Origin of the sequence: Bacillus sp. FSL R5-0712, from assembly GCF_038593285.1 — a bacterium.
Classification (GTDB): Bacteria; Bacillota; Bacilli; order Bacillales; family Bacillaceae; genus Bacillus; species Bacillus safensis.
This window is the reverse complement of sequence record NZ_CP151981.1, coordinates 120,770-146,833: the sequence shown is the minus strand read 5'-3', so window position 1 is coordinate 146,833 and position 26,064 is coordinate 120,770. Positions and strand designations below refer to the sequence as shown.

34 protein-coding genes and 1 other annotated feature are annotated in these 26,064 nt (G+C 41.9%); all 34 genes read right to left on the bottom strand.

The features are described from left to right. Positions 1–5: 5 nt before the first annotated feature. Entirely contained in the window at positions 6–368 is a 363-nt protein-coding gene (gene rplR / locus NSU11_RS00815) for a 50S ribosomal protein L18 (protein WP_008356544.1), read from the bottom strand. 32 nt (positions 369–400) lie between these two features. Beyond that, positions 401–937, bottom strand: coding sequence for a 50S ribosomal protein L6 (gene rplF / locus NSU11_RS00810; protein ID WP_024425602.1), 537 nt, complete (start codon positions 935–937; stop codon positions 401–403). Between the two features lie 31 nt (positions 938–968). Next, positions 969–1,367: a 30S ribosomal protein S8 gene (rpsH, locus tag NSU11_RS00805; RefSeq protein ID WP_007496327.1), complete on the bottom strand. Its 399-nt coding sequence runs from the start codon at positions 1,365–1,367 to the stop codon at positions 969–971. 31 nt (positions 1,368–1,398) lie between these two features. After that, positions 1,399–1,584, bottom strand: coding sequence for a 30S ribosomal protein S14 (rpsN, locus tag NSU11_RS00800; RefSeq protein ID WP_008356542.1), 186 nt, complete (start codon positions 1,582–1,584; stop codon positions 1,399–1,401). 22 nt (positions 1,585–1,606) lie between these two features. Then, positions 1,607–2,146: a 50S ribosomal protein L5 gene (gene rplE, locus NSU11_RS00795; protein ID WP_024425600.1), complete on the bottom strand. Its 540-nt coding sequence runs from the start codon at positions 2,144–2,146 to the stop codon at positions 1,607–1,609. Between the two features lie 25 nt (positions 2,147–2,171). Next, entirely contained in the window at positions 2,172–2,483 is a 312-nt protein-coding gene (gene rplX, locus NSU11_RS00790) for a 50S ribosomal protein L24 (protein WP_008356538.1), read from the bottom strand. Between the two features lie 35 nt (positions 2,484–2,518). Beyond that, positions 2,519–2,887, bottom strand: a complete 369-nt coding sequence (gene rplN / locus NSU11_RS00785; RefSeq protein WP_003216882.1) for a 50S ribosomal protein L14 — start codon at positions 2,885–2,887, stop codon at positions 2,519–2,521. 39 nt (positions 2,888–2,926) lie between these two features. Then, a complete protein-coding gene (rpsQ, locus tag NSU11_RS00780; protein ID WP_003216906.1) occupies positions 2,927–3,190 on the bottom strand; it encodes a 30S ribosomal protein S17 in 264 nt (87 codons plus the stop codon). Positions 3,191–3,215: 25 nt separating this feature from the next. Then, positions 3,216–3,416 (bottom strand): 50S ribosomal protein L29, encoded by a 201-nt coding sequence (gene rpmC, locus NSU11_RS00775; RefSeq protein ID WP_003217155.1) that lies wholly within the window; start codon positions 3,414–3,416, stop codon positions 3,216–3,218. Beyond that, positions 3,406–3,840, bottom strand: a complete 435-nt coding sequence (gene rplP, locus NSU11_RS00770) for a 50S ribosomal protein L16 (RefSeq protein WP_003156478.1) — start codon at positions 3,838–3,840, stop codon at positions 3,406–3,408. Before rplP ends, rpmC begins: the two co-directional genes overlap by 11 nt. A gap of 1 nt (position 3,841) precedes the next feature. Further along, complete coding sequence (rpsC, locus tag NSU11_RS00765) at positions 3,842–4,498, bottom strand: 30S ribosomal protein S3 (protein WP_003217241.1); 657 nt, start codon at positions 4,496–4,498, stop codon at positions 3,842–3,844. Between the two features lie 3 nt (positions 4,499–4,501). Next, a complete protein-coding gene (gene rplV / locus NSU11_RS00760; RefSeq protein WP_007496316.1) occupies positions 4,502–4,843 on the bottom strand; it encodes a 50S ribosomal protein L22 in 342 nt (113 codons plus the stop codon). Between the two features lie 17 nt (positions 4,844–4,860). Next, complete coding sequence (gene rpsS / locus NSU11_RS00755; protein ID WP_003216920.1) at positions 4,861–5,139, bottom strand: 30S ribosomal protein S19; 279 nt, start codon at positions 5,137–5,139, stop codon at positions 4,861–4,863. 57 nt (positions 5,140–5,196) lie between these two features. Continuing rightward, on the bottom strand, positions 5,197–6,030 hold the full coding sequence (gene rplB, locus NSU11_RS00750) for a 50S ribosomal protein L2 (RefSeq protein WP_024425599.1): 834 nt from the start codon (positions 6,028–6,030) through the stop codon (positions 5,197–5,199). 28 nt (positions 6,031–6,058) lie between these two features. Next, positions 6,059–6,346, bottom strand: a complete 288-nt coding sequence (gene rplW, locus NSU11_RS00745) for a 50S ribosomal protein L23 (protein WP_003217016.1) — start codon at positions 6,344–6,346, stop codon at positions 6,059–6,061. Then, entirely contained in the window at positions 6,346–6,969 is a 624-nt protein-coding gene (gene rplD / locus NSU11_RS00740; RefSeq protein WP_024425598.1) for a 50S ribosomal protein L4, read from the bottom strand. The genes rplW and rplD overlap by 1 nt, the downstream gene beginning before the upstream one ends. Before the next feature lie 27 nt (positions 6,970–6,996). Then, positions 6,997–7,626, bottom strand: coding sequence for a 50S ribosomal protein L3 (gene rplC, locus NSU11_RS00735; RefSeq protein WP_342493750.1), 630 nt, complete (start codon positions 7,624–7,626; stop codon positions 6,997–6,999). Positions 7,627–7,663: 37 nt separating this feature from the next. Next, positions 7,664–7,972 (bottom strand): 30S ribosomal protein S10, encoded by a 309-nt coding sequence (rpsJ, locus tag NSU11_RS00730; RefSeq protein WP_003156464.1) that lies wholly within the window; start codon positions 7,970–7,972, stop codon positions 7,664–7,666. A 218-nt stretch (positions 7,973–8,190) separates the two neighbouring features. Continuing rightward, complete coding sequence (locus NSU11_RS00725) at positions 8,191–9,150, bottom strand: alpha/beta hydrolase (RefSeq protein WP_024425596.1); 960 nt, start codon at positions 9,148–9,150, stop codon at positions 8,191–8,193. A 109-nt stretch (positions 9,151–9,259) separates the two neighbouring features. Beyond that, positions 9,260–10,450 (bottom strand): elongation factor Tu, encoded by a 1,191-nt coding sequence (tuf, locus tag NSU11_RS00720; protein WP_024425595.1) that lies wholly within the window; start codon positions 10,448–10,450, stop codon positions 9,260–9,262. A gap of 118 nt (positions 10,451–10,568) precedes the next feature. Further along, positions 10,569–12,647 (bottom strand): elongation factor G, encoded by a 2,079-nt coding sequence (gene fusA, locus NSU11_RS00715; RefSeq protein ID WP_024425594.1) that lies wholly within the window; start codon positions 12,645–12,647, stop codon positions 10,569–10,571. A 54-nt stretch (positions 12,648–12,701) separates the two neighbouring features. Continuing rightward, positions 12,702–13,172: a 30S ribosomal protein S7 gene (gene rpsG / locus NSU11_RS00710; protein WP_008356520.1), complete on the bottom strand. Its 471-nt coding sequence runs from the start codon at positions 13,170–13,172 to the stop codon at positions 12,702–12,704. Between the two features lie 121 nt (positions 13,173–13,293). Further along, positions 13,294–13,713 (bottom strand): 30S ribosomal protein S12, encoded by a 420-nt coding sequence (gene rpsL, locus NSU11_RS00705; RefSeq protein WP_008356518.1) that lies wholly within the window; start codon positions 13,711–13,713, stop codon positions 13,294–13,296. A 113-nt stretch (positions 13,714–13,826) separates the two neighbouring features. Then, positions 13,827–14,075, bottom strand: a complete 249-nt coding sequence (locus tag NSU11_RS00700) for a 50S ribosomal protein L7ae-like protein (protein WP_024425593.1) — start codon at positions 14,073–14,075, stop codon at positions 13,827–13,829. 144 nt (positions 14,076–14,219) lie between these two features. Beyond that, entirely contained in the window at positions 14,220–17,819 is a 3,600-nt protein-coding gene (rpoC, locus tag NSU11_RS00695) for a DNA-directed RNA polymerase subunit beta' (RefSeq protein ID WP_024425592.1), read from the bottom strand. 61 nt (positions 17,820–17,880) lie between these two features. Then, a complete protein-coding gene (rpoB, locus tag NSU11_RS00690; protein ID WP_024425866.1) occupies positions 17,881–21,462 on the bottom strand; it encodes a DNA-directed RNA polymerase subunit beta in 3,582 nt (1,193 codons plus the stop codon). Positions 21,463–21,717: 255 nt separating this feature from the next. After that, the gene (locus tag NSU11_RS00685) at positions 21,718–22,323 is read right to left on the bottom strand and encodes a class I SAM-dependent methyltransferase (protein ID WP_024425591.1); all 606 of its coding nucleotides are present in this window, start codon (positions 22,321–22,323) and stop codon (positions 21,718–21,720) included. Positions 22,324–22,419: 96 nt separating this feature from the next. Next, the gene (rplL, locus tag NSU11_RS00680; RefSeq protein ID WP_008345418.1) at positions 22,420–22,785 is read right to left on the bottom strand and encodes a 50S ribosomal protein L7/L12; all 366 of its coding nucleotides are present in this window, start codon (positions 22,783–22,785) and stop codon (positions 22,420–22,422) included. Positions 22,786–22,833: 48 nt separating this feature from the next. Beyond that, positions 22,834–23,334: a 50S ribosomal protein L10 gene (gene rplJ, locus NSU11_RS00675; RefSeq protein ID WP_024425590.1), complete on the bottom strand. Its 501-nt coding sequence runs from the start codon at positions 23,332–23,334 to the stop codon at positions 22,834–22,836. A 69-nt stretch (positions 23,335–23,403) separates the two neighbouring features. Further along, positions 23,404–23,544 (bottom strand) — a sequence feature (ribosomal protein L10 leader region). Between the two features lie 49 nt (positions 23,545–23,593). Further along, the gene (rplA, locus tag NSU11_RS00670) at positions 23,594–24,292 is read right to left on the bottom strand and encodes a 50S ribosomal protein L1 (protein ID WP_017359164.1); all 699 of its coding nucleotides are present in this window, start codon (positions 24,290–24,292) and stop codon (positions 23,594–23,596) included. Positions 24,293–24,391: 99 nt separating this feature from the next. Further along, positions 24,392–24,817, bottom strand: a complete 426-nt coding sequence (gene rplK / locus NSU11_RS00665) for a 50S ribosomal protein L11 (protein WP_003216956.1) — start codon at positions 24,815–24,817, stop codon at positions 24,392–24,394. A gap of 171 nt (positions 24,818–24,988) precedes the next feature. Beyond that, positions 24,989–25,522, bottom strand: coding sequence for a transcription termination/antitermination protein NusG (gene nusG / locus NSU11_RS00660; RefSeq protein WP_003217197.1), 534 nt, complete (start codon positions 25,520–25,522; stop codon positions 24,989–24,991). A gap of 171 nt (positions 25,523–25,693) precedes the next feature. Next, on the bottom strand, positions 25,694–25,870 hold the full coding sequence (gene secE, locus NSU11_RS00655) for a preprotein translocase subunit SecE (protein WP_008345422.1): 177 nt from the start codon (positions 25,868–25,870) through the stop codon (positions 25,694–25,696). 34 nt (positions 25,871–25,904) lie between these two features. Then, positions 25,905–26,054: a 50S ribosomal protein L33 gene (gene rpmG / locus NSU11_RS00650; protein WP_008356502.1), complete on the bottom strand. Its 150-nt coding sequence runs from the start codon at positions 26,052–26,054 to the stop codon at positions 25,905–25,907. Positions 26,055–26,064 lie beyond the last annotated feature (10 nt).

The window sequence follows — 26,064 nt, the reverse complement described above, 5'->3', positions numbered from 1 at the left end:
TTTTATTAAAATTTAAGTCCAGCCTCACGAGCAGCTTCAGCTAGAGCTTTTACACGTCCATGATATAGGTATCCTCCGCGGTCAAATACCACGTTAGAGATTCCTTTTTCAACAGCACGTTTTGCAACAAGTTCGCCAACTTTCGTAGCAGCTGCAGTGTCAGAACTATTCTCGATCTTTAACTCTTTATCAAGAGTAGAAGCACTTACAAGTGTTACACCGTTAACATCATCAATTACTTGAGCGTAGATATTCTTGTTAGAACGGAAAACGTTAAGGCGAGGTCTTTCAGCAGTACCTGAAAGTTTCGCACGAACACGAGCATGTCTTTTAAGACGAGTAGCGTTTTTGCTAGTTTTCGTAATCATCCGAGTCACTCCTTTCTTCACTTTAAGCGATCTTACTTACCAGTTTTTCCTTCTTTACGGCGAACGAATTCACCTTCGTAACGAATTCCTTTACCTTTGTAAGGCTCTGGAGCACGGACAGCGCGGATGTTAGAAGCTAGAGCTCCTACACGCTCTTTATCGATACCTTTAATGATTACTTTCGTTTGAGATGGAACTTCGATTTCAACTCCAGCCTCAGGAACGATTTCAACTGGATGAGAGTATCCAACGTTAAGAACAAGTTTGTTTCCAGATTTAGCTGCACGGTAACCGACACCGATAAGTTCTAAACCTCTTTCGAAACCTTTAGATACACCTTCAACCATGTTTGCAATCAAGCTACGTGTTGTACCATGTAATGCACGGTGTTCTTTATTTTCAGACGGACGGCTTACAGTTAAGACGTTGTCCTCAATTTTAATTTCCATATCAGGGTGAAATGCACGAGTTAGTTCACCTTTTGGTCCCTTTACTGTCACTGTGTTATCGTTGTTTGTCACAGTTACTCCTGAAGGGATCTCGATTAGTTTTTTACCTATACGAGACATACCAAGCACCTCCATTCATCTTAAACTTTTTTTACCATACGTAAGCAAGTACTTCTCCACCAGCTTGTTTAGCACGGGCTTCTTTGTCCGATAAAACACCTTGTGATGTAGAAATAATTGCGATTCCAAGTCCGTTAAGTACACGTGGTACTTCATTTGATTTCGCATATACGCGTAAACCAGGTTTACTGATTCTTTTAAGACCAGTGATAACACGTTCGTTGTTTTGGCCGTATTTAAGGAACAAACGGATAATTCCTTGTTTGCTGTCTTCGACGTACTCAACGTCACGGATAAAACCTTCACGCTTTAAAATTTCAGCAATTTCTCTTTTGATTTTTGAAGCCGGTACTTCTAGCTTCTCATGACGTACCATGTTCGCATTGCGAATACGAGTCAGCAAATCTGCAATCGGATCTGTCATAACCATTATTTAATAACCTCCTTCCCATTTATGGGGATTACCAGCTGGCTTTTTTAACGCCAGGAATTTGTCCTTTATATGCAAGTTCGCGGAAACAAATACGGCAAAGTTTAAACTTACGAATAACTGAATGTGGACGTCCACAACGTTCGCAGCGCGTATACTCTTGAACTTTAAACTTTTGTTTGCGTTGTTGTTTCGCAATCATAGACTTTTTAGCCACGATTTCGCCTCCCTTTCATTGATTATTTCTGGAACGGCATACCTACTTGAGTTAATAACTCACGTGCTTCTTCGTCCGTATTGGCAGTAGTAACGATAACGATATCCATACCGCGGACCTTTGTTACTTTATCGTAATCAATTTCTGGGAAGATTAACTGTTCTTTAATACCAAGCGTGTAGTTTCCACGACCGTCGAAAGATTTCTTAGAAATCCCGCGGAAGTCACGTACACGTGGTAAAGACACAGAAATAAGTTTATCAAGGAAATCATACATGCGCTCTCCGCGAAGTGTTACTTTCGCACCGATTGGCATTCCTTCACGTAGACGGAATCCAGCAATAGACTTCTTCGCACGAGTAACGACAGGTTTTTGACCAGCGATAAACGTTAATTCTTCAACAGCAGTATCGATTGCTTTAGCGTTTTGAACAGCGTCACCAACACCCATGTTGATCACGATTTTTTCGATTTTTGGCACTTGCATTACTGAAGTGTATTCAAATTTAGAAACTAATGCAGGTGTAATTTCTTTTACATACTTTTCTTTAAGGCGGTTCATGAGAAAGACCTCCCTTCCTTATTTACTATTTATCTAGAACTTGCCCAGATTTTTTCGCTACACGGACTTTCTTTCCGTCCTCAACTTTATACCCAACACGTGTCACTTCACCCGTTTTAGGATCAAGCGGCATTACGTTTGATACGTGGATCGGCGCTTCTTGTTCAGAAATTCCGCCTTGAGGGTTAGCTTGGGTTGGTTTAGAGTGTTTTTTCACAAGGTTAATACCTTCTACTAAAACACGTTCCTTTTTAGGGAAAGCAGCAAGGATGACACCTTGTTTACCTTTATCTTTACCAGAGATAACCACTACTTTATCGCCCTTTTTAACATGCATTTAATCGCACCTCCTTGAGTCGCGGATTGTATTCATTAAAGTACTTCTGGTGCTAGAGAAACAATTTTCATATAGTTGTTTTCACGAAGTTCACGTGCTACTGGTCCGAAGATACGAGTTCCACGTGGGCTCTTGTCGTCACGGATGATGACACATGCATTTTCATCGAAACTGATGTAAGATCCATCGTTTCTGCGAGCTCCGCTCTTAGTACGAACGATAACTGCTTTCACAACTTCACCTTTTTTGACAACGCCTCCAGGTGTTGCTTGTTTAACCGTACAAACAATGACATCACCGATGTTAGCCGTTTTACGTCCAGAGCCACCAAGAACTTTAATCGTTAGTACTTCGCGTGCGCCAGAGTTGTCAGCTACTTTTAAACGAGTCTCCTGTTGAATCATTAATGTTACCTCCTTTCGGAAAAAGAAATCCGAACTTTATTAGATAATAACGGCTTCTTCGACAACTTCAACTAGACGAAAGCGTTTAGTCGCAGATAAAGGACGAGTTTCCATGACCTTTACGATGTCTCCGATTTTTGCTTGGTTGTTTTCATCATGTGCTTTGAACTTTTTAGAGTATCTTACACGTTTGCCATAAAGTGAATGCTTTTTGTATGTTTCAACTACAACAGTGATGGTTTTATCCATTTTGTCAGAAACAACACGACCTTGATACACTTTACGTTGGTTACGTTCGCTCATGTTTGCGGGGCCTCCCCTCTAATTATTATTTATTAGCAGCGATTTCTCTTTGACGAATCACAGTTTTCATGCGTGCGATTGATTTACGCACTTCACGAATGCGAGCAGTGTTTTCAAGCTGCCCAGTCGCTAATTGGAAACGAAGATTGAAAAGTTCTTCTTTAAGAGACTTTACTTTTTGTTCAATTTCAGCAGTGGTAAGGTCACGAATTTCATTAGCTTTCATTTGATTCACCACCAATTTCTTCACGTTTTACGAACTTCGTTTTAATTGGTAATTTGTGAGATGCAAGACGAAGAGCTTCACGAGCAACTTCTTCAGACACACCAGAAATTTCAAATAAAACTTTGCCCGGTTTTACTACAGCTACCCATCCTTCTGGAGCACCTTTACCGGAACCCATGCGGACCTCTAGAGGTTTAGCTGTGTATGGCTTAGAAGGGAAAATTTTAATCCAAACTTTACCGCCACGTTTCATGTAACGAGTCATAGCAATACGAGCAGCTTCGATTTGACGGTTTGTGATCCAAGAAGCTTCAAGAGCCTGGATACCATACTCACCGAAATGTACTTCAGTACCGCCTTTTGCACGACCACGCATTTTTCCACGATGTTCTCTGCGATACTTCACGCGTTTTGGCAATAACATATTATTTTCCTCCTTCCGCAGTATTCTTCTTAGTTGGAAGGACTTCTCCACGATAGATCCATACTTTTACGCCAAGCTTACCATAAGTAGTGTCAGCTTCAGCAGTAGCATAGTCGATGTCAGCACGAAGTGTGTGCAATGGAACAGTACCTTCACTGTAATATTCAGAACGAGCAATATCTGCACCGCCAAGACGACCAGAAACCATTGTTTTGATTCCTTGTGCTCCAGCACGCATTGTGCGTTGGATTGTTTGTTTTTGTGCACGACGGAATGAAATACGGTTTTCAAGTTGACGAGCGATGTTTTCAGCAACTAGCTGAGCATCAAGATCTGCTCTCTTGATTTCAAGAATGTTGATGTGTACACGTTTGCCAGTTAGGCTGTTAAGAGCTTTACGAAGTGCTTCAACTTCAGATCCGCCTTTACCAATTACCATACCTGGTTTAGCCGTGTGGATTGTGATATTTACGCGGTTTGCAGCACGTTCGATTTCTACTTTAGAAACAGACGCGTCAGACAAACGCTTGCTGATGAATTCACGGATTTTCAAGTCTTCATGTAAGAAGTCAGCGTAATCTTTTCCTGCGAACCATTTAGATTCCCAATCACGAATGACGCCAATACGAAGACCTACTGGATTTACCTTTTGACCCACGGATTATCCCTCCTTCTTTTCTGATACAACGATTGTAATGTGGCTAGTACGTTTGTTAATTGCGCTCGCACGACCCATAGCACGTGGACGGAATCTCTTAAGTGTTGGACCTTCGTCAACGAATGCTTGAGTAATCACTAGGCTGTTAGCGTCCAACTCGTAGTTGTGCTCAGCGTTTGCGATAGCAGATTTTAATACTTTTTCAATAATTGGTGAAGCAGCCTTAGGTGTAAGGTTTAAGATAGAAACTGCTTCTCCTACTTGCTTACCTCGGATCAGGTCCATTACTAGACGTGCTTTACGAGGAGCAATACGGACTGTTCTTGCGACAGCTTTAGCTTGCATTTAAAAGCCTCCTCTCATTAGCGTCTTGTTTTTTTATCGTCACTAGCATGACCTTTGTAAGTACGGCTTGGTGCGAATTCGCCCAATTTGTGACCTACCATATCTTCAGAAATGAAAACAGGTACATGTTTGCGTCCGTCATAGACAGCGATTGTGTGACCGATGAATTGTGGGAAAATTGTAGAACGACGAGACCAAGTTTTTACGACTTGCTTTTTGTCAGTTTCATTCAATTTCTCGACTTTAGCCATCAAATGATCATCAACAAATGGTCCTTTTTTTAAGCTGCGAGCCATTGTGGAACCTCCCTTCGTGATTGAACTACGGTCCTAAATGAACCGTAGACAACCCCGTTACTTGTTTTTACGACGACGTACAATGAATTTATCAGACTTGTTGGTTTTCTTACGAGTCTTGAATCCAAGAGTCGGTTTACCCCATGGAGACATTGGTGATTTACGTCCGATTGGAGCGCGTCCTTCACCACCACCGTGTGGGTGATCGTTAGGGTTCATTACAGAACCACGAACTGTTGGGCGTACGCCTTTCCAGCGAGAACGTCCAGCTTTACCGATGTTGATTAATTCGTGTTGCTCGTTTCCAACTTGACCGATAGTCGCACGGCAAGCAGAAAGAATCATGCGAACTTCTCCTGAGTTCAAACGTACAAGAACGTATTTACCTTCTTTACCTAGAACTTGAGCAGAAGTACCAGCAGAACGAACTAATTGTCCACCTTTACCTGGTTTTAATTCAATGTTATGCACAACTGTACCAACTGGGATGTTGATAAGTGGAAGAGCATTACCTGGTTTGATGTCAGCTTCTGGTCCAGAAGTAACTTCAGTACCGACTTGGATTCCTTTCGGAGCAAGAATGTAACGTTTCTCACCATCTGCATAGTTTACAAGAGCGATGTTAGCTGAACGGTTTGGATCATACTCGATTGTAGCAACGCGTCCAGGTATACCGTCTTTATCACGCTTAAAGTCGATGATACGGTATTGACGTTTGTGACCGCCACCTTGATGACGAACAGTCAATCTACCTTGGTTGTTACGTCCGCCTTTTTTGTGTAGCGGTGCAAGCAACGATTTTTCTGGTTTGTCAGTCGTGATTTCAGCAAAATCTGAAGTAGTCATGCCACGACGACCATTACTGGTTGGTTTATACTTTTTAATCGCCATTTTGAATTTCCCTCCTTCTTTTTAAGATTTACGCTTCAAAAATTTCGATTTCTTTGCTGTCAGCAGTTAATTTCACGATCGCTTTTCTGCGACGGCTAGTCATACCAGTGTAGCGTCCAACGCGTTTTGATTTTCCTTTGTAGTTTTGAACGTTGACTTTCTCAACTTTCACTCCAAAGATTTCTTCAACAGCGTCTTTCACTTCTGTTTTGTTAGCTCTGACATCAACTTCGAACGTGTACTTCTTCTCTGTCATTAGATCAGCAGAACGTTCAGTAATGATAGGGCGCTTTAGAACATCACGAGGATCTTTCATTATGCAAGTCCCTCCTCTACTTTTTCAACCGCTGCTTTAGTGATCAGAAGTTTGTCGTGGTTGACAACGTCAAGAACGTTGATACCGTTAGCTTCAACAACTGTTACTCCAGGGATGTTACGAGCAGATAAAGCAACTGTTTCGTTTGCATCCGCAGTGACGATCAACGCTTTCTTCTCAACAGATAATCCTTTAAGGATGCCTGCGAATTCTTTCGTTTTCACTGCATCAAGAGTCAGATCTTCAAGAACGATGATGTTGTTGTCGATTACTTTAGAAGACAATACTGACTTGATAGCCAAGCGGCGAACTTTTTTAGGTAATTTATAAGAATAACTGCGTGGTGTTGGACCGAATACGATACCGCCTCCGCGCCATTGTGGTGAACGGATAGAACCTTGACGAGCACGACCTGTACCCTTCTGTCTCCAAGGCTTACGACCTCCGCCACGTACTTCAGAACGAGTTTTTACTTTATGAGTTCCTTGACGTAAGGAAGCTCTTTGCATAAGAATAGCATCGAATACTACGCTTTCGTTTGGCTCAATTCCAAACACAGAAGCGTTTAATTCGATTTCACCGTTAGTAGAACCGTTTTGGTTATATAATGCTACTTTTGGCATGACTTGTTTCCTCCTTTCCTAAGAGAGTTATTTAGATTTAACTGCACTCTTTACAGTTACTAGAGATTTTTTAGCTCCTGGTACGTTTCCTTTGATCAATAGAAGATTGCGTTCTGCATCAACTTTAACGATCTCAAGGTTTTGGACAGTGATTTGCTCTCCGCCCATACGACCTGGAAGAAGTTTACCTTTGAATACACGGTTTGGATCAACAGGTCCCATTGAACCAGGACGACGGTGGTAACGTGAACCGTGAGTCATTGGTCCGCGTGATTGTCCGTGGCGTTTGATAGCCCCTTGGAATCCTTTACCTTTTGATGTTCCTGTTACATCTACGATATCTCCATTTGCGAAAATATCAACTTTGACTTCCTGACCAACTTCATACGCATCTAACTCCGCACCGCGTAATTCTTTTACGAAGCGCTTAGGAGCAGTTTCCGCTTTAGCAGCGTGGCCTTTCTCTGGTTTGTTAGAAAGCTTTTCACGTTTATCATCAAAACCGATTTGGATTGCTTCATAGCCATCCGTGTCAACAGTCTTCTTTTGAAGAACAACGTTAGCAGCAGCCTCAACAACAGTTACAGGGATAAGATCACCGTTTTCTGCGAATACTTGCGTCATACCAATTTTTCTACCTAAGATTCCTTTGGTCATTAGTCACACCTCCTATAATATGTGTTTTCTATTTGAATTAAAGTTTGATTTCGATATCTACACCAGATGGTAAATCTAAACGCATAAGTGCATCAACTGTTTGCGGAGTTGGATTCACGATGTCGATTAGACGTTTGTGAGTACGCATCTCGAATTGCTCACGAGAATCTTTGTACTTATGCACCGCACGAAGGATTGTGTAAACTGATTTTTCAGTTGGAAGCGGGATTGGACCAGATACACTAGCACCAGAACGCTTAGCCGTTTCAACAATCTTCTCAGCAGATTGATCAAGAATTCTGTGATCATATGCTTTTAAACGAATACGAATTTTTTGTTTTGCCATTATTTTCCCTCCTTTTCGCCTACTTACGTTAGACAGTTCTCCGTGAGAAAAACCTGATCACCTCGCCATGGCAAAGCGGCCGGGTGTGTCAGCAACCTCTCACTTCATCGCAGTCAAAGACCAACATGCACTATTGTACCAAATTGGCCTGCGTGTTGCAATAATAAATCGGATAAATTTATGATTTGCACACTTTTCATATTATACAGGGATTCAGCCTATAAATCAAGCTTTCCCTGAAGATGATGTATAGCAGTCTTTCTTATGATACGTATAAATTCATCTGGCTCTTCGATATGCGGAGAATGTGCAGAGTCTTTAAAGGTAAACCATTCTTTGATTGGTGCTTTTAATTGATCAACATATGGTTTTGATACAGCAGCTGGTGTAATCATGTCGTGATCGCCAATGAGAAAGTAGCACGGTATTAATATAGTAGAAACTCGGTATTGAATACTCTCATTCATGAGCTGATCCCATAACTTGTCTTGACTAAACTTCTGCCCTTTTATGAACTTCCATTTATCTTTCAGCTGATATTGCTTACTAAAAAGAAACCCTTTTAGTATTTGAAAAACCGGCTTCCATCTATGTGTGAGACCTACGCTCGCAAACTCTTTATATAGAGAAAACAAGGCATGAGCTGATGTCCGTTTCCATGGAGGAGGCGTCAGTAATCGCAGACACCCAGTAAACAGCCGATTGCGATGGTATTTCTTCAAAAGAAGCTCGTACGATACGATATCTTCCTTTAACACATCTACTACCTGACTAATCCCATAATAAGCATGATAAAGATCCGGACGCTTATGTACTGCTTGTATGGCAATTAATGATCCCCACGAGTATCCTGCGATATACAATTTTGAATGACCTAGATAAGATAGGATCTTCTCTGTCAATTCAATCGTGTCTTCAATAAATTGTTGAATGGTCATCGATGCATCGGGAAGATTCTCTTGATAGGAAAGTCCTGCGCCACGCTGATCCCAATGGACAACTGTAAAGTCTTGATCAAGTTCCTCGAGAAAGGAATCAATATAACTGATTTGAGCTGAGCCAGGCCCACCGTGTAAAAATAAAAGTACAGGCTTCGTTTCACTCGTCTGATCTTCTTTCATCCTAATCCATTGGTCAATTCCGCCGATCGACCATTTTTTCAAATATGTCTTTGCCATTCCAGCGATCCTCTCGGTTCCATTTAGATTCTATAGCTTATAGTAGCCGTTCTGATCTGGAAAAGCAAAAAAAGAGACCCTTTTGCAAGGAGTCTCTTTTGTATATTTATTACTTAACGATAGTTGAAACGACACCAGAACCTACAGTACGTCCACCCTCACGGATAGAGAAACGAGTTCCTTCTTCGATAGCGATAGTAGAGATAAGTTCAACTTCCATCTCAGTGTTATCGCCAGGCATTACCATTTCAGTACCTTCTGGAAGATGTACGATACCAGTTACGTCAGTTGTACGGAAGTAGAACTGCGGACGGTAGTTAGCGAAGAATGGAGTATGACGTCCACCCTCTTCTTTAGAAAGTACATAAACTTCAGCTTTGAAACGGCTGTGTGGAGTGATTGTACCTGGTTTAGCAAGTACTTGACCACGTTGGATATCTTCACGAGATACACCACGAAGTAGTGCACCGATGTTGTCACCAGCTTCAGCATAGTCAAGAAGTTTACGGAACATTTCAACACCTGTAACAGTTGTTTTACCGTTTTCTTCTTGAAGACCGATGATTTCAACTTCGTCACCGACTTTAACTTGTCCACGCTCAACACGACCAGTAGCAACTGTTCCACGACCAGTGATTGAGAATACGTCCTCAACTGGCATCATGAATGGCTTCTCAGTGTCACGCTCTGGAGTTGGGATGTACTCATCAACCGCATCCATAAGTTCAAAGATTTTTGCTTCGTAATCAGCATCTCCTTCAAGAGCTTTAAGAGCAGAACCTTTGATAACTGGTACATCGTCACCAGGGAAGTCATAGTCAGAAAGAAGGTCACGAACTTCCATTTCAACAAGTTCAAGTAACTCTTCATCGTCAACCATGTCACATTTGTTAAGGAATACTACGATGTATGGTACACCTACGTTACGAGAAAGTAGGATGTGCTCACGTGTTTGTGGCATTGGACCATCAGCAGCAGATACTACTAAGATCGCGCCGTCCATTTGAGCAGCACCAGTGATCATGTTTTTAACATAGTCAGCGTGTCCTGGGCAGTCTACGTGTGCATAGTGACGAGTTTCAGTTTCATACTCAACGTGTGCAGTTGAGATTGTGATTCCACGCTCGCGCTCTTCTGGAGCACCATCGATTTGGTCATAAGCCATAGCTGTACCTTTACCAGATTTCTTATGAAGAACTGTTGAGATAGCAGCAGTTAGAGTTGTTTTACCATGGTCAACGTGTCCAATTGTACCAATGTTAGCATGCGATTTGGAACGGTCGAATTTTTCTTTAGCCATTCTAAAAATCCTCCTTAAAGGTTCATTGTATTTGGTATAGAGTGATAGAAAGTGAAGAGTTACCTCTCACTTTCTGATCTTCAATAGTAGTTATACTTTAGTTTAAAGGCAAAATCAATTATTCACCTTTATTTTTTTTGATGATTTCTTCACTGATGCTCTTAGGCACTTCTTCGTAGTGATCCATGTGCATAGTGAAAGTACCGCGTCCTTGTGTGTTAGAACGGAGTGCAGTAGCATATCCGAACATTTCAGAAAGTGGAACCATAGCGCGAACAACTTGAGCGTTACCGCGAGCTTCCATACCTTCTACACGTCCACGACGAGATGTGATATCACCCATGATGTCTCCCATGTATTCTTCTGGGATAACAACTTCCACTTTCATCATTGGCTCAAGTAGAACTGGGTTACATTTGCTGACAGCATTTTTCAATGCCATAGATGCAGCAATTTTGAACGCCATTTCGTTAGAGTCAACATCGTGGTAAGATCCATCAAATAATTTTGCTTTGATGTCGATTAATGGGAATCCAGCTAATACACCATTTTCAAGTGAATCTTCAAGACCTGCTTGAATTGCTGGGATGTATTCACGTGGAACAACCCCACCGACGATTGCATTTTCAAACTCGAATCCTGCGCCTTCTTCGTTTGGTTCGAACTCGATCCAAACGTGTCCGAACTGACCGCGTCCACCAGACTGACGTACGAATTTACCTTCAACTTTTGCACCAGAACGGAATGTTTCACGGTACGCAACCTGAGGAGCACCTACGTTAGCTTCAACCTTGAACTCACGCTTCATACGGTCAACAATGATATCAAGGTGAAGCTCACCCATACCAGAGATGATCGTTTGACCAGTTTCAGGGTTTGTTTGTGTACGGAATGTTGGATCCTCTTCAGCTAGTTTAGCTAAAGCGATACTCATTTTATCTTGGTCAGCCTTAGATTTAGGCTCGATAGCTACATCGATTACTGGCTCTGGGAATTCCATAGACTCAAGGATAACAAGATTTTTCTCGTCACAAAGAGTGTCACCAGTAGAAGTATCTTTAAGACCTACAGCTGCTGCGATATCCCCTGCATATACAGTAGAGATTTCTTCACGGCTGTTTGCGTGCATTTGAAGGATACGTCCAACACGTTCACGCTTGTTCTTAGAAGAGTTCTTCACGTATGAACCAGAATCAAGTGTTCCAGAGTATACGCGGAAGAAAGTTAGTTTCCCAACATAAGGGTCAGTCATAACTTTAAATGCAAGAGCTGCGAATGGTGCGTCATCAGTAGACTCACGAACAACCTCTTCATTTGAATCTGGCAGGATACCTTTGATTGCAGCAACATCAGTTGGTGCAGGAAGGTAGTCAAGCACAGCGTCAAGTACAAGCTGAACACCTTTGTTTTTGAAAGCAGATCCAACAAGAACTGGGTAGAATTCAACATTCAATGTTCCTTTACGGATTGCAGCTTTCAATTCAGGAATTGTGATTTCTTCACCCTCAAGGTATTTTTCCATAAGCTCTTCATCAAGCTCAGCGACAGCTTCAATTAGGCTGCTGCGAAGCTCTTCAGCTTTGTCTTTATACTCAGCAGGGATTTCTTTAGCATCAGAGCGAGTTCCAAGGTCATCTTCGTAGAAGTATGCTACGTTTTCTACAAGGTCGATGATTCCTTCGAATTGATCTTCAGCGCCGATCGGCAATTGAATTGCATGAGCGTTCGCTTGAAGACGATCTCTTAATGTGCTTACAGAGTAAAGGAAGTCCGCACCGGTTTTATCCATTTTGTTAACGAATACGATACGAGGTACTCCGTAAGTTGTTGCTTGGCGCCAAACTGTTTCAGTTTGTGGCTCTACACCTGATTGTGCATCAAGAACAGCAACCGCACCATCAAGTACACGTAAAGAACGTTCAACTTCAACAGTGAAGTCTACGTGTCCTGGTGTATCGATGATGTTTACACGGTAACCTTTCCATTGTGCTGTAGTAGCAGCAGAAGTGATTGTAATACCACGTTCTTGCTCCTGCTCCATCCAGTCCATTTGTGAAGCTCCTTCGTGAGTTTCACCAATTTTATGGATACGACCAGTGTAGTATAAGATACGCTCAGTCGTTGTCGTTTTACCGGCATCGATGTGAGCCATGATACCAATATTACGAGTTTTGTCTAAGGAGAACTCTCTTGCCATTGGGTAATTTCTCCTTCCTCATTAGGGAATAGTTTTTTTAGTTTGGTATAAATCCTACCAGCGGTAGTGAGCGAATGCTTTGTTCGCTTCTGCCATTTTGTGTGTATCTTCACGTTTCTTAACAGCAGCACCAGTGTTGTTAGCTGCATCAAGGATTTCGTTAGCAAGACGCTCTTCCATCGTTTTTTCTCCACGAAGACGAGCGTAGTTTACTAACCAGCGAAGACCTAAAGTAGTACGACGGTCTGGGCGAACTTCTACAGGAACTTGGTAGTTAGCTCCACCTACACGACGTGCTTTAACTTCAAGAACTGGCATGATGTTTTTCAAGGCTTGTTCGAAAACCTCCATCGCTTCATTACCAGTACGTTCTTTGATGATATCAAATGACTTGTAGAGAATTGTTTGTGCTTTTCCTCTTTTACCGTCGATCATCATTTTGTTGATCAAACGAGATACAAGTTTAGAATTGTAAATTGGATCTGGCAATACGTCTCTTTTTGCTACAGGACCTTTACGTGGCATCTGAATAGCCTCCCTTCTCTTTTAAAAGGATTTCTATCTGTCTCTCATCTCAATATCATTGTCAGTTATCTGACTCCACTGATCTGATATCAACTTCTAAAAACCCTTATGTTTGTTTGTATTATTTGCTTTGTTTAGGGCGTTTTGTTCCGTATTTAGAACGTCCTTGCATACGACCGTCAACTCCGGCAGTATCAAGCGCACCACGAACGATGTGGTAACGTACACCCGGTAAGTCTTTTACACGTCCGCCACGGATAAGTACTACACTGTGCTCTTGTAGGTTATGTCCGATACCAGGAATGTAAGCTGTTACTTCAATCAGGTTAGACAAACGTACACGAGCATATTTACGTAGTGCTGAGTTTGGTTTTTTCGGTGTCATTGTACCGACACGAGTACAAACCCCGCGCTTCTGTGGAGATGTTACGTTAGTGTGCTCTTTTTTGAAACTGTTGTATCCTTTGTTAAGTGCAGGTGACTTTGAGTTTTCAACTTTACTCACGCGTCCTTTGCGTACTAGCTGATTAATTGTAGGCATGTTGTTATTCCTCCCTTCATTACTTTTTTTATAACCCACATACCCAGGTGGTTCATCAAAAGGCAAAAAACAATGCTTTTGCATTTTAAGCATGCAAAAACAAAACAAGTACGTTATAACATAATGGCAACAGCTGCTGCCCCAACTTCAATTCCGCAGGCCTTGCCGAGCTTTTTCATGGAATCTACCACTAAAATGTCTACACCCTTCTCTTGTGCTAGTTTCAATACACTAGCAGTTAAAGCAGGATCAGCATCTTTCGCTACGACGACTTCCTTTACTGAATCTCGTTTCAGAGCTTTTACTGTTTGCTTCGTACCGATAATAATGGATTGAGCCTGTGATACTTTATCATAAGACATCGAATATCCTCCAAAGTAACAGGTTTTATTTTGAGCACCTTGGTTATATTATCATCATGGCAGAAGGATGTCAATATCGTATGACAGATTATCTTGACATCCTTCACCATTTTTGATGATTTTATAGGAATCTCACGAGAAAGATTACTCTACAGGAACCATATCGTCAGACGGCTGCACTTGCGAAACCGGCTTAACTTTACGGTAGTTTGGCATTCCCGTTCCAGCAGGAACAAGTTTACCAATGATCACATTCTCTTTCAAGCCAAGCAGTTCATCACGTTTTCCTTTGATCGCCGCATCTGTTAGGACACGAGTCGTTTCTTGGAAGGATGCCGCAGACAAGAATGAGTCTGTTTCAAGCGAAGCTTTTGTAATACCAAGAAGAACTGGACGGCCTGTTGCAGGACGTTTGCCTTCGAATAGTACTTTTTTGTTCGCTTCAGTGAATTGATGTACATCAAGAAGTGTGCCTGGTAATACGTCTGTATCCCCTGCATCAGCGACACGCACTTTACGAAGCATTTGGCGAACCATTACCTCTACGTGCTTATCTCCGATTTCTACCCCTTGCATACGGTATACTTTTTGTACTTCATGAAGCAGATATTCTTGAACAGCTGTCATGTCAGTCACTTTAAGAAGTTCTTTCGGATCGATCGAACCTTCTGTAAGTACTTGACCACGAGTAACTGTGTCACCTTCAACAACTTTTAGACGCGCATTGTAAGGAGCTGTGTATGAGCGAGTTTCAACTTCGCCTTGAACCACAATTTCCTGCTGCTTGTCACGAACATCGTTAATTTCAGCAACGACACCATCAATTTCAGAAATTGTCGCTTGCCCTTTCGGATTACGCGCTTCAAATAGCTCTTGGATACGAGGTAGACCTTGAGTGATATCGTCTCCTGCTACCCCACCGGTGTGGAACGTACGCATTGTAAGCTGTGTTCCTGGCTCACCGATTGATTGTGCAGCGATGATTCCAACTGCTTCACCGACTTCAACGTCAGTACCAGTTGCAAGGTTACGGCCGTAGCATCGTTTACATACACCATGAGGCGTGTTACATGTAAATGCAGAACGGATCCATACTTCCTCAATTCCTGCTTCAACTACTTCAAGTGCTTTATCTTCATCAATTAGTTCGTTTTCGGCTACAATGACTTCGCCTGTTTCAGGATGAACAATTGGTTTTCTTGCAAAACGTCCGATCAGACGCTCTTCAAGTTTCTCAATAATTTCATTTCCTTCTTTAATAGACTTCGCCAAGATTCCACGGTCTGTACCGCAATCTGTTTCACGGATGATGACATCCTGTGCAACGTCAACGAGACGACGCGTGAGGTAACCTGAGTCAGCTGTTTTAAGGGCTGTATCGGCAAGACCTTTACGCGCACCGTGAGTGGAAATAAAGTATTCCAATACGGTTAAACCTTCACGGAAACTAGATTTAATCGGAAGTTCGATGATACGTCCAGCCGGGTTGGCCATCAGACCACGCATACCAGCCAGCTGAGTAAAGTTAGATGCGTTACCACGCGCTCCAGAGTCACTCATCATGTAGATTGGGTTGACTTCATCAAGGGACTTCATCAGTTTACCTTGGATCACATCTTTAGAAGAACTCCAGATTGAAATAACTCTCTCATAACGCTCTTCTTCAGTAATCAAACCACGTCTGAATTGCTTCATGACGTTATCTACTTTTGCTTGTGCTTCTTCAAGAATTTGCTGCTTATCATCTAATACGACGATATCAGACACACCAACCGTAATACCGGCTTTAGTAGAGTATCTGAAACCAAGATTTTTCATGCGGTCAAGCATTTTAGATGTCTCAGTGATATGGAATCTCTTAAAGATTTCTGCAATGATTTTACCTAAAATACCTTTTTTGAACGGCGCATTGATTTCTTGTTTCTCGATCGCAGCTTTTACATCCTCACCTTTTTCAAGGAAGAAACGATCAGGCGTTTTTTCTTCAATATTGCTCTTTGTCGGCTCATTCATGTATGGGAATGATTCCGGTAAGATTTCGTTAAAGATCAGTTTTCCAACTGTTGTAATCAACAATTTAGAACGCTGTTCATCAGTGAATGTCACATTCTTCAACGAGCTAGCTGCAACAGCTACACGTGTATGAAGATGCACATAACCATTTTGATAAGCTAGAAGGGCTTCGTCAGTATCTTTGAAGACCATACCTTCTCCGATAGCACCTTTGCGCTCAAGTGTAAGGTAGTAGTTACCAAGCACCATATCCTGAGATGGCGTAACAACTGGTTTTCCATCTTTCGGGTTCAAAATGTTTTGAGCAGCAAGCATTAAGATACGAGCTTCAGCTTGAGCTTCAGCAGACAATGGTACGTGAACCGCCATTTGGTCACCGTCAAAGTCAGCGTTGTAGGCTGTACATACAAGTGGATGCAGACGAATTGCGCGTCCTTCCACAAGTGTAGGTTCAAACGCTTGAATACCAAGTCTGTGAAGAGTCGGTGCACGGTTTAGTAAGACTGGATGCTCACGAATAACTGATTCTAAAACATCCCATACTTCCGGCTGCACGCGTTCAATTTTACGCTTCGCACTCTTGATGTTGTGAGCTAATCCTTTTTCAACAAGCTCCTTCATCACGAATGGTTTGAATAATTCAAGAGCCATTTCTTTCGGAAGTCCACACTGATACATTTTCAAATGTGGTCCTACGACGATAACGGAACGTCCAGAATAGTCAACACGTTTACCAAGCAAGTTTTGACGGAAACGTCCTTGTTTCCCTTTCAGCATGTGAGAAAGAGATTTCAATGGTCGATTTCCTGGTCCTGTTACTGGTCGGCCTCTACGTCCATTATCAATCAAGGCATCGACAGCTTCTTGAAGCATACGCTTCTCGTTCTGAACGATGATGCTTGGCGCGCCAAGATCTAATAAACGCTTCAGACGATTGTTACGGTTGATGACACGACGATAAAGGTCGTTCAAGTCAGAAGTAGCAAAACGTCCACCATCAAGCTGAACCATTGGACGTAATTCTGGCGGAATAACCGGAAGTACATCAAGAATCATCCAAGATGGTTTGTTTCCTGAGTTACGGAAGGCTTCTAACACTTCAAGGCGTTTGATCGCACGTGTACGGCGCTGTCCTTGAGCAGTTTTCAGCTCTTCTTTCAGTGTATCTACTTCTTTTACAAGATCGATATCTTGAAGAAGTTTGTTGATTGCTTCTGCACCCATAGCTGCTTGGAATGTATTACCGTATTTATCTAAATAAGCACGGAATTCTTTCTCAGAAAGAAGTTGTTTCTTCTCAAGCGGTGTATTGCCCGGATCTGTCACGACGTAAGAAGCGAAGTAGATCACTTCTTCTAACGCACGTGGTGACATATCAAGAACAAGACCCATACGGCTTGGGATACCTTTGAAATACCAAATGTGGGAAACTGGGGCAGCCAGTTCGATATGCCCCATTCTCTCACGACGGACTTTTGCCCGTGTTACTTCTACACCACAACGGTCACATACAACACCCTTATACCGAACGCGTTTATACTTCCCACAATGACATTCCCAGTCTTTTTGCGGTCCGAAGATACGTTCACAAAAGAGACCATCTTTTTCAGGTTTCAGTGTACGATAGTTAATCGTTTCAGGCTTTTTCACTTCACCAAAAGACCAAGAACGGATTTTATCAGGTGATGCGAGACCGATGTTCATATACTCAAAATTGTTCACATCTAGCAAGGGGCCTACCTCCCTTTTAATCTTCGGGTTATACCCTAGTCACTTGCTCTAATCGTTTCTGCTATTCTTTTGTGACTGCGTCACGTTCAAGATCGACAGGTGCGAGGTCTGCAGCATCTTCGTCATTAGATAACGCTAATCCGTCTGCTTTCTTCGTTTCCTCATCGTCTTCTAAATCTCTCATTTCTATCTCTTCTTCATCGCCAGATAGGATTTTCACATCCATACCTAAACTTTGAAGTTCTTTGATTAACACTTTGAATGATTCAGGGACACCTGGTTCAGGTACGTTATCCCCTTTGACGATGGCTTCGTATGTTTTCACACGACCCACAACGTCATCCGATTTAACTGTTAAGATCTCTTGAAGTGTATATGCTGCACCGTAAGCTTCAAGTGCCCATACTTCCATCTCTCCGAAACGCTGACCACCAAACTGTGCTTTACCGCCAAGTGGCTGCTGCGTAACAAGTGAGTATGGTCCAGTTGAACGAGCGTGAAGTTTATCGTCAACCATGTGAGCCAGTTTGATCATGTACATGATTCCGACAGATACACGGTTGTCGAATGGTTCACCAGTTCGACCGTCATAAAGGACTGTTTTCGCATCACGGGACATACCTGCTTCTTCAAGCGTTTCCCAAACATCTTCCTCGCGCGCACCATCAAATACTGGTGACGCAATGTGGATGCCGAGGTAACGTGCAGCCATACCCATATGAAGCTCAAGTACCTGACCGATGTTCATACGAGATGGTACCCCTAGAGGGTTCAACATGATATCGATCGGTGTTCCGTCTGGAAGATAAGGCATATCTTCTTCTGGAAGGATTTTAGAGATAACCCCTTTGTTACCATGTCGTCCGGCCATTTTGTCACCTTCAGAAATCTTACGCTTCTGAACGATGTATACGCGGACTAACTGGTTTACACCTGGAGGTAATTCATCTCCATCTTCACGGTTGAAGACTTTTACATCGTGGATAATTCCGCCGCCGCCGTGTGGAACACGTAGTGACGTATCACGAACTTCACGAGCCTTTTCACCGAAGATTGCATGTAATAGACGTTCTTCAGCTGTTAGTTCAGTTACACCTTTAGGCGTTACTTTTCCTACAAGAAGGTCTCCGTCTTTTACTTCTGCACCGATACGGATGATTCCGCGCTCGTCAAGGTTGCGTAAAGCATCTTCCCCAACGTTTGGGATATCACGAGTGATTTCTTCTGGTCCAAGCTTTGTATCACGAGCTTCTGATTCATATTCTTCAATATGAATAGACGTGTAGACGTCATCTTTTACAAGGCGCTCACTCATGATGATCGCATCCTCGTAGTTGTAACCGTCCCAAGTCATGAAGCCGACCATAACGTTACGTCCTAGAGCCAATTCACCTTTTTCCATAGAAGGTCCGTCTGCAAGGATTTCTCCTTTAACGACTTCATCTCCAACACTTACGATAGGACGCTGGTTGTAGCAAGTCCCTTGGTTAGAGCGGACAAATTTCAGCAAGCTGTATTTGTCTAGGTTTCCTTTGACTTGTTGTCCATCAACATCTTCATAACGGCGAACCCAAATATTTTTTGCTTCTACACGTTCTACAACACCTGGGTATCGGCAGATGACAGCAGCACCAGAGTCTTTACCTGATACGTACTCCATACCTGTACCAACAATCGGTGATTCTGGCTGCATCAAAGGCACAGCCTGACGCTGCATGTTCGCTCCCATTAGAGCACGGTTAGAGTCATCGTTTTCTAAGAATGGGATACATGCTGTCGCTGCAGAAACAACCTGCTTTGGCGAAACGTCCATGTAGTCAACGCGGTTTCGAGGAACAACGGTGTTTTCCCCTCTGAAACGAGCAATGATATTATCATCGATAAACGAACCATCATCAGCTAACTGAGCGTTCGCTTGTGCTACTACGTAGTTATCCTCTTCATCAGCAGTTAAGTAATCGATTCTCGGTGTCACTTTACCAGTTTCAGGATCAACCCGGCGGTAAGGTGTTTCGATAAATCCGAAGCGATTCACTTTTGCAAATGAAGATAGAGAGTTGATCAAACCAATGTTTGGACCCTCTGGTGTTTCAATCGGACACATACGTCCATAGTGAGAGTAGTGAACGTCACGAACTTCCATTCCTGCACGCTCACGTGTCAAACCACCCGGTCCAAGCGCTGACAGACGACGTTTGTGCGTCAATTCAGCAAGCGGGTTTGTTTGATCCATGAACTGAGAAAGCTGAGAACTACCAAAGAACTCTTTGATAGAAGCGATCACAGGACGAATGTTGATCAGCTGCTGAGGTGTGATCGTGTTTGTGTCTTGAATTGACATTCTTTCACGGACAACACGCTCCATTCTGCTTAAACCAATACGGAATTGGTTTTGCAGAAGTTCACCTACAGAACGCAGACGACGGTTACCAAGGTGGTCGATATCATCTGTGTCACCTACACCATGAAGAAGGTTGAAGAAGTAACTGATTGACGCAATGATGTCAGAAGGCGTGATGTTTTTCACAGCTTCCTCTACATATGCATTTCCAATCACGTTGATCACTTGCTCGCCTTCTTGATCAGTCGGTGCATAAATCTTAATAGATTGAAGTTCTACTTCATCTTCTACTACGCCACCATTAGGATAAAGCTTTCTAAATCCGATGCCGTTTTCTAAGTATGGAAGAACTTTATCAAGAACTCTTCTGTCTAAAATTTGACCTTTTTCTGCTAGAATTTCACCTGTTTCAGGATCAACTAGCGTTTCAGCCAATTTTTGATTGAACAGTCTATTTTTAATATGAAGCTTCTTATTAATCTTGTAGCGTCCAACATTTGCTAGGTCATATCTCTTCGGATCGAAGAAGCGGGAGTCTAGCAAGCTTTTCGCATTTTCAACAGTTGGCGGTTCTCCAGGACGGAGGCGCTCGTAGATTTCGAGAAGTGCTTTATCCGCATTCTCTGTATTGTCTTTTTCCAGTGTGTTGCGTAAGTATTCATTCTCGCCAATGAGGTCAAGAATCTCTTGATCAGAGCTGAAGCCGAGAGCACGCAAAAGAACCGTAACCGGCAACTTACGTGTGCGATCGATGCGTACATAGACTACATCCTTCGCATCAGTTTCGTATTCTAACCATGCGCCACGGTTTGGAATGACAGTCGCAGTAAAACCTTTTTTACCGTTTTTGTCTACTTTACCACTGAAATATACACTTGGAGAACGCACTAACTGAGAAACGATTACACGTTCCGCACCATTAATGATAAAAGTACCTGTGTCTGTCATGATTGGGAAATCACCCATGAACACATCTTGGTCTTTTACTTCTCCAGTTTCTTTGTTAATTAAACGAACTTTTACTCTTAGTGGAGCAGAGTAAGTTACATCACGTTCTTTTGATTCTGCTACAGGATACTTAGGATCCCCTAGGCTGTAATCAATGAATTCAAGAGAAAGGTTACCAGTAAAATCCTCAATTGGGGATATATCTTGAAACATCTCTCTAAGACCCTCATCAAGAAACCACTGATAAGAAGAGGTTTGAATTTCAATGAGATTTGGTAATTCTAACACTTCGCTTATGCGTGCGTAGCTTCTGCGCTGGCGGTGTCGTCCATACTGAACTAGTTGACCTGTCAACTGATTCACCCCTCAAATCATGCGTATTATATGTGTAAAAAGTATTTCTGTCTTTCAAATGTCAGTAAAGAAATACTTTTACAAGACAAAAGAAAAAAGGGTTTCTAAAATAAGAAAACCACATCCAAAAACAAATACCGATTTTATTAGTTTTCCCAAGTATGCATAATTTATACAAAATAGTTGTTTTTTAAGCCTATCAAGCAAAATATACACATTGGCATTTTATAATGTTAACACAGCTAGGAAACTGCGTCAAACTTTTTTAGCTTTGATGATATAGTAGCCCTTTTTTTTCAGCACAACCTCGACTTCTCCAAAGAGCTGCTCTAATTTTTCAATCGCAGATGGCCCACCTTGCTTTTTCTGAATAACCACCCACAACTCACCTTCCGGCAATAAATGATCAGCACTTTTTTCAAAGATCGCATGTACAACTTTCTTCCCTGCCCGTATTGGGGGATTGGTCAGTATAGAGGCAAAAGCAGCTGAGGAATGAACATTCGAGAACAAATCACTTTGATAGATGCGAACATTATCAATGCGATTATGTTTAGCGTTTTCCTTTGAAAGTTCGACTGCTCTTTCGTTCACATCAATCATATGAATGGTACGGCTAGTCATTTCGTTTGCTAACGATAAGCCGATCGGTCCATAACCGCAACCGACATCTAAGACATCGCCATCCAAGTCAGGTTCTTCGAAAGCTTCAATTAAAAGCCTTGAACCAAAGTCGACTTCTTTCTTAGAAAACACTCCACTGTCACTTGTAAAAGTAAAGGTACGGTTTCTCAAGGTGAAGTCCCATGTCTGTTTATTGCTTTTCACTGATGGCTTTTCCGTATAATAGTGGTCACTCATGGTGAATGGACCTCCTCTGGATTCAATCGTTTCAGGAGATTAGAAAAGAAAAAGCCCGCCAGTAAAAGCGAGCTTTCCCAAAAGATTAGGCGAAGATTACTTAACTTCTACAGAAGCGCCAACTTCTTCAAGCTTAGCTTTAAGTTCTTCAGCTTCTTCTTTAGCAATACCTTCTTTAAGTGGTTTTGGAGTGTTGTCAACAAGTTCTTTAGCTTCTTTCAAGCCAAGACCAGTGATTTCACGAACCACTTTGATAACTTTGATTTTTTGGTCTCCAGCACCAGCAAGTACTAGATCAAAATCAGTTTTTTCTTCAGCAGCAGCACCGCCACCAGCAGCTACAGCTACAGGAGCAGCAGCAGTTACGCCAAATTCTTCTTCGATTGCTTTTACTAAGTCGTTTAACTCAAGTACAGTTGCTTCTTTAACTGAAGCAATGATTTCTTCGATATTTAAAGCCATTTGTAATTCCTCCATTTTAAGTTTTTTTACGTAAACGTAAAGTACGCATTAAGCGCCTTGTTCTTCTTTTTGATCTGCAACTGCTTTAGTAGCAAGAGCAAGATTACGAACTGGAGCTTGAAGAACGCTAAGCAACATAGAAAGTAAGCCTTCGCGAGACGGAAGTTCCGCAAGAGCCTTCACTTCTTCTACAGTCGCTACGTTTCCTTCGATGACACCAGCTTTGATTTCTAAAGCTTCGTGGCTTTTCGCAAATTCGTTGATGATTTTCGCAGGTGCGATAACATCTTCGTTACTGAATGCGATAGCGTTTGGACCTGTTAAGAAATCGTTTAAACCCGTTAGTTCAACTTGTTCAACTGCACGGCGAGTCAAAGTGTTTTTGTAAACTTTGAATTCTACGCCAGCTTCACGAAGCTGTTTACGAAGTTCAGTCACTTCAGAAACTGAAAGACCGCGGTAATCTACAATGACAGTAGACATACTATCTTTAAATTTAGAAGTAATTTCATCAACGACAACTTTTTTAGTATCGATTGCATTGCTCATGGTTACACCTCCTGTACATTCTTTGTGTAACACTTATACCGATCAGGCCATCACGTTCCTAACGAACGGTTCTCCATATAAAAAGCCTCCATTAAGACATGGAGGCTGTATATACAAGCATACGTTAACGTAAGACTGTGACATATACACCTCGGCGGGTTAATTAAGCCATAAGGCCCCTGCTGTCTACGGTATAAATGGACATTATTCTATTTTACAACATTTTGATATTATCAAAATGGTTGTCATAAGTCAAGAATTATTTTGCAGAGAAAGAAGATGGATCCACTTTCACGCCAGGGCCCATAGTAGATGTAACAGAAACGTTTTTCACGTATACACCTTTAGCCGCTGCAGGTTTTGCTTTAAGGATTGTGTCATAGATTGTTGCAAAGTTCTCAACAAGCTTTTCGTCCTCGAAAGAAACCTTTCCGATTGGCGCGTGGATGTTACCAGCTTTATCAACGCGGTATTCTACTTTACCAGCTTTGATTTCATTGATTGCTTTTTCAACTTCGAACGTTACAGTTCCTGTTTTAGGGTTTGGCATAAGACCTTTTGGTCCAAGTACACGACCGATCTTACCCACTTCACCCATCATGTCAGGTGTCGCAACGATTACATCGAATTCGAACCAGCCTTGTTGGATTTTAGTGATGTAATCAGAATCTCCAACGTAGTCTGCTCCAGCAGCTTCTGCTTCTTTTGCTTTTTCGCCTTTAGCGAACACAAGAACGCGTTGAGTTTTACCAGTTCCGTTAGGAAGTACAACTGCACCGCGGATTTGTTGATCGTTTTTACGAGGGTCTACGCCCAAACGAAAAGCAACTTCTACAGTCGCATCAAATTTAGCTGTATTTGCTTTTTTTGTAAGAGAAACAGCTTCAGCTACATCATACGCTTTTGTACGATCGATCAGCTTAGCAGCTTCTACATACTTTTTACCTTTTTTAGCCATTATAAAAATCCTCCTTATGTGGTTTTAGCGGAATAACCTCCCACGAATAAGGGTTGCGAACTTGTCAAAACCAAACTCGCAACCCAACAAGACAAAAAATTAATCTTCGATGACAATACCCATACTGCGTGCAGTACCTTCAACCATGCGCATAGCTGATTCAACGCTAGCAGCGTTTAAGTCAGGCATTTTTGTTTCCGCGATTTCGCGTACTTTATCACGCTTAACAGTTGCCACTTTATTACGGTTAGGTTCACCAGAACCAGACTCAATACCAGCTGCTTTTTTAAGTAAAACTGCAGCAGGTGGAGTTTTAGTAATAAATGTAAATGAACGGTCTTCAAAAACCGAAATTTCAACAGGAATGATAAGACCAGCTTGGTCAGCTGTACGAGCGTTAAACTCCTTACAGAATCCCATGATATTAACACCGGCTTGACCTAGTGCAGGTCCAACTGGTGGAGCTGGGTTAGCTTTTCCAGCAGGAATTTGCAATTTAACAACTTTAACTACTTTTTTAGCCACGAGACACACCTCCTTAAAGTCCGTGATGTGGTAATAGGGGAATCCCCCTCCCACTCAACAACTTCATTCTTTATATGAATGACGAAATAACTAGCTAGCGATCTTGAGTGAACTCAAGACGTACCTTTGCTATATTACCACTTCTATACACTCATTTCAAGCTCTTTTAAATTACAATTTATCGATCTGCGTGAACTCAAGTTCAACAGGTGTTTCTCTACCAAACATATTAACGAATACTTTGACTTTGCTTTTATCGTAATCAATTTCTTCAATCGATCCAGTGAAGTTAGCAAATGGTCCATCGATGACCTTAACTGTTTCTTTCAGTTCAAAGTCGATTTCTGTTTTGCGTTCTTCAAGTCCCATTCTCTTCAGAATGGTTTCGGCTTCGCCTGGCAGCAGTGCAGTCGGCTTTGAGCCTGATCCAGCTGATCCAACGAATCCAGTGACACCTGGTGTATTACGAACAACATACCAAGAGTCGTCAGTCATCACGATTTCCACTAGGACATAGCCAGGGAATACTTTCTTTTTGACGACTTTTTTCTTACCATTTTTAATATCCGTTTCTTCTTCTTCTGGTACGACGACGCGGAAGATTTTATCCTGCATGCCCATTGATTCAACACGCTTTTCCAAATTCGCTTTTACTTTGTTTTCATAGCCAGAGTACGTATGCACAACATACCAATTCTTTTCCATTTTCGTTCAGGACTATTTAGTCCTTCCCTCCCCACATTTCATAATGTCTATTTGACGAATCTCGAGTAACGGTAAATATTTTCAAGCAATTGAAAAAACCCGTAAAACGGGTTTTTTGGCAAGTCATATTATGATCTATTATAGCACGTTCAGCAGACCATTATTCAAGTATTAATGAATTAATTCGATTAATTGTGAGATTCCTATATCAAGAAAAGAGAAAAAGATGGCAAAGAATACGACTGTTAAAATAACAGTGATTGTGTAGCGGACCATTTCGTTCTTCTTTGGCCAGCTGACCTTTTTCATTTCTTTTCCGACACTTTTTAAGAAACTGATAATACGCATGTAAAAGACCTCCACAGATTAAAGAACGCAAATCTTACTTCGTTTCTAAATGTGTTTTATGTGAATTACAAGTCTTGCAATATTTCTTAACTTCTAATCTTTCAGCTGCTGAAGCAACACTTTTCATTGTCGTATAATTGCGGCTTCCGCAGTCTTTACAGGCTAGAGTAATCTTTTTCCTCATATTTACACCT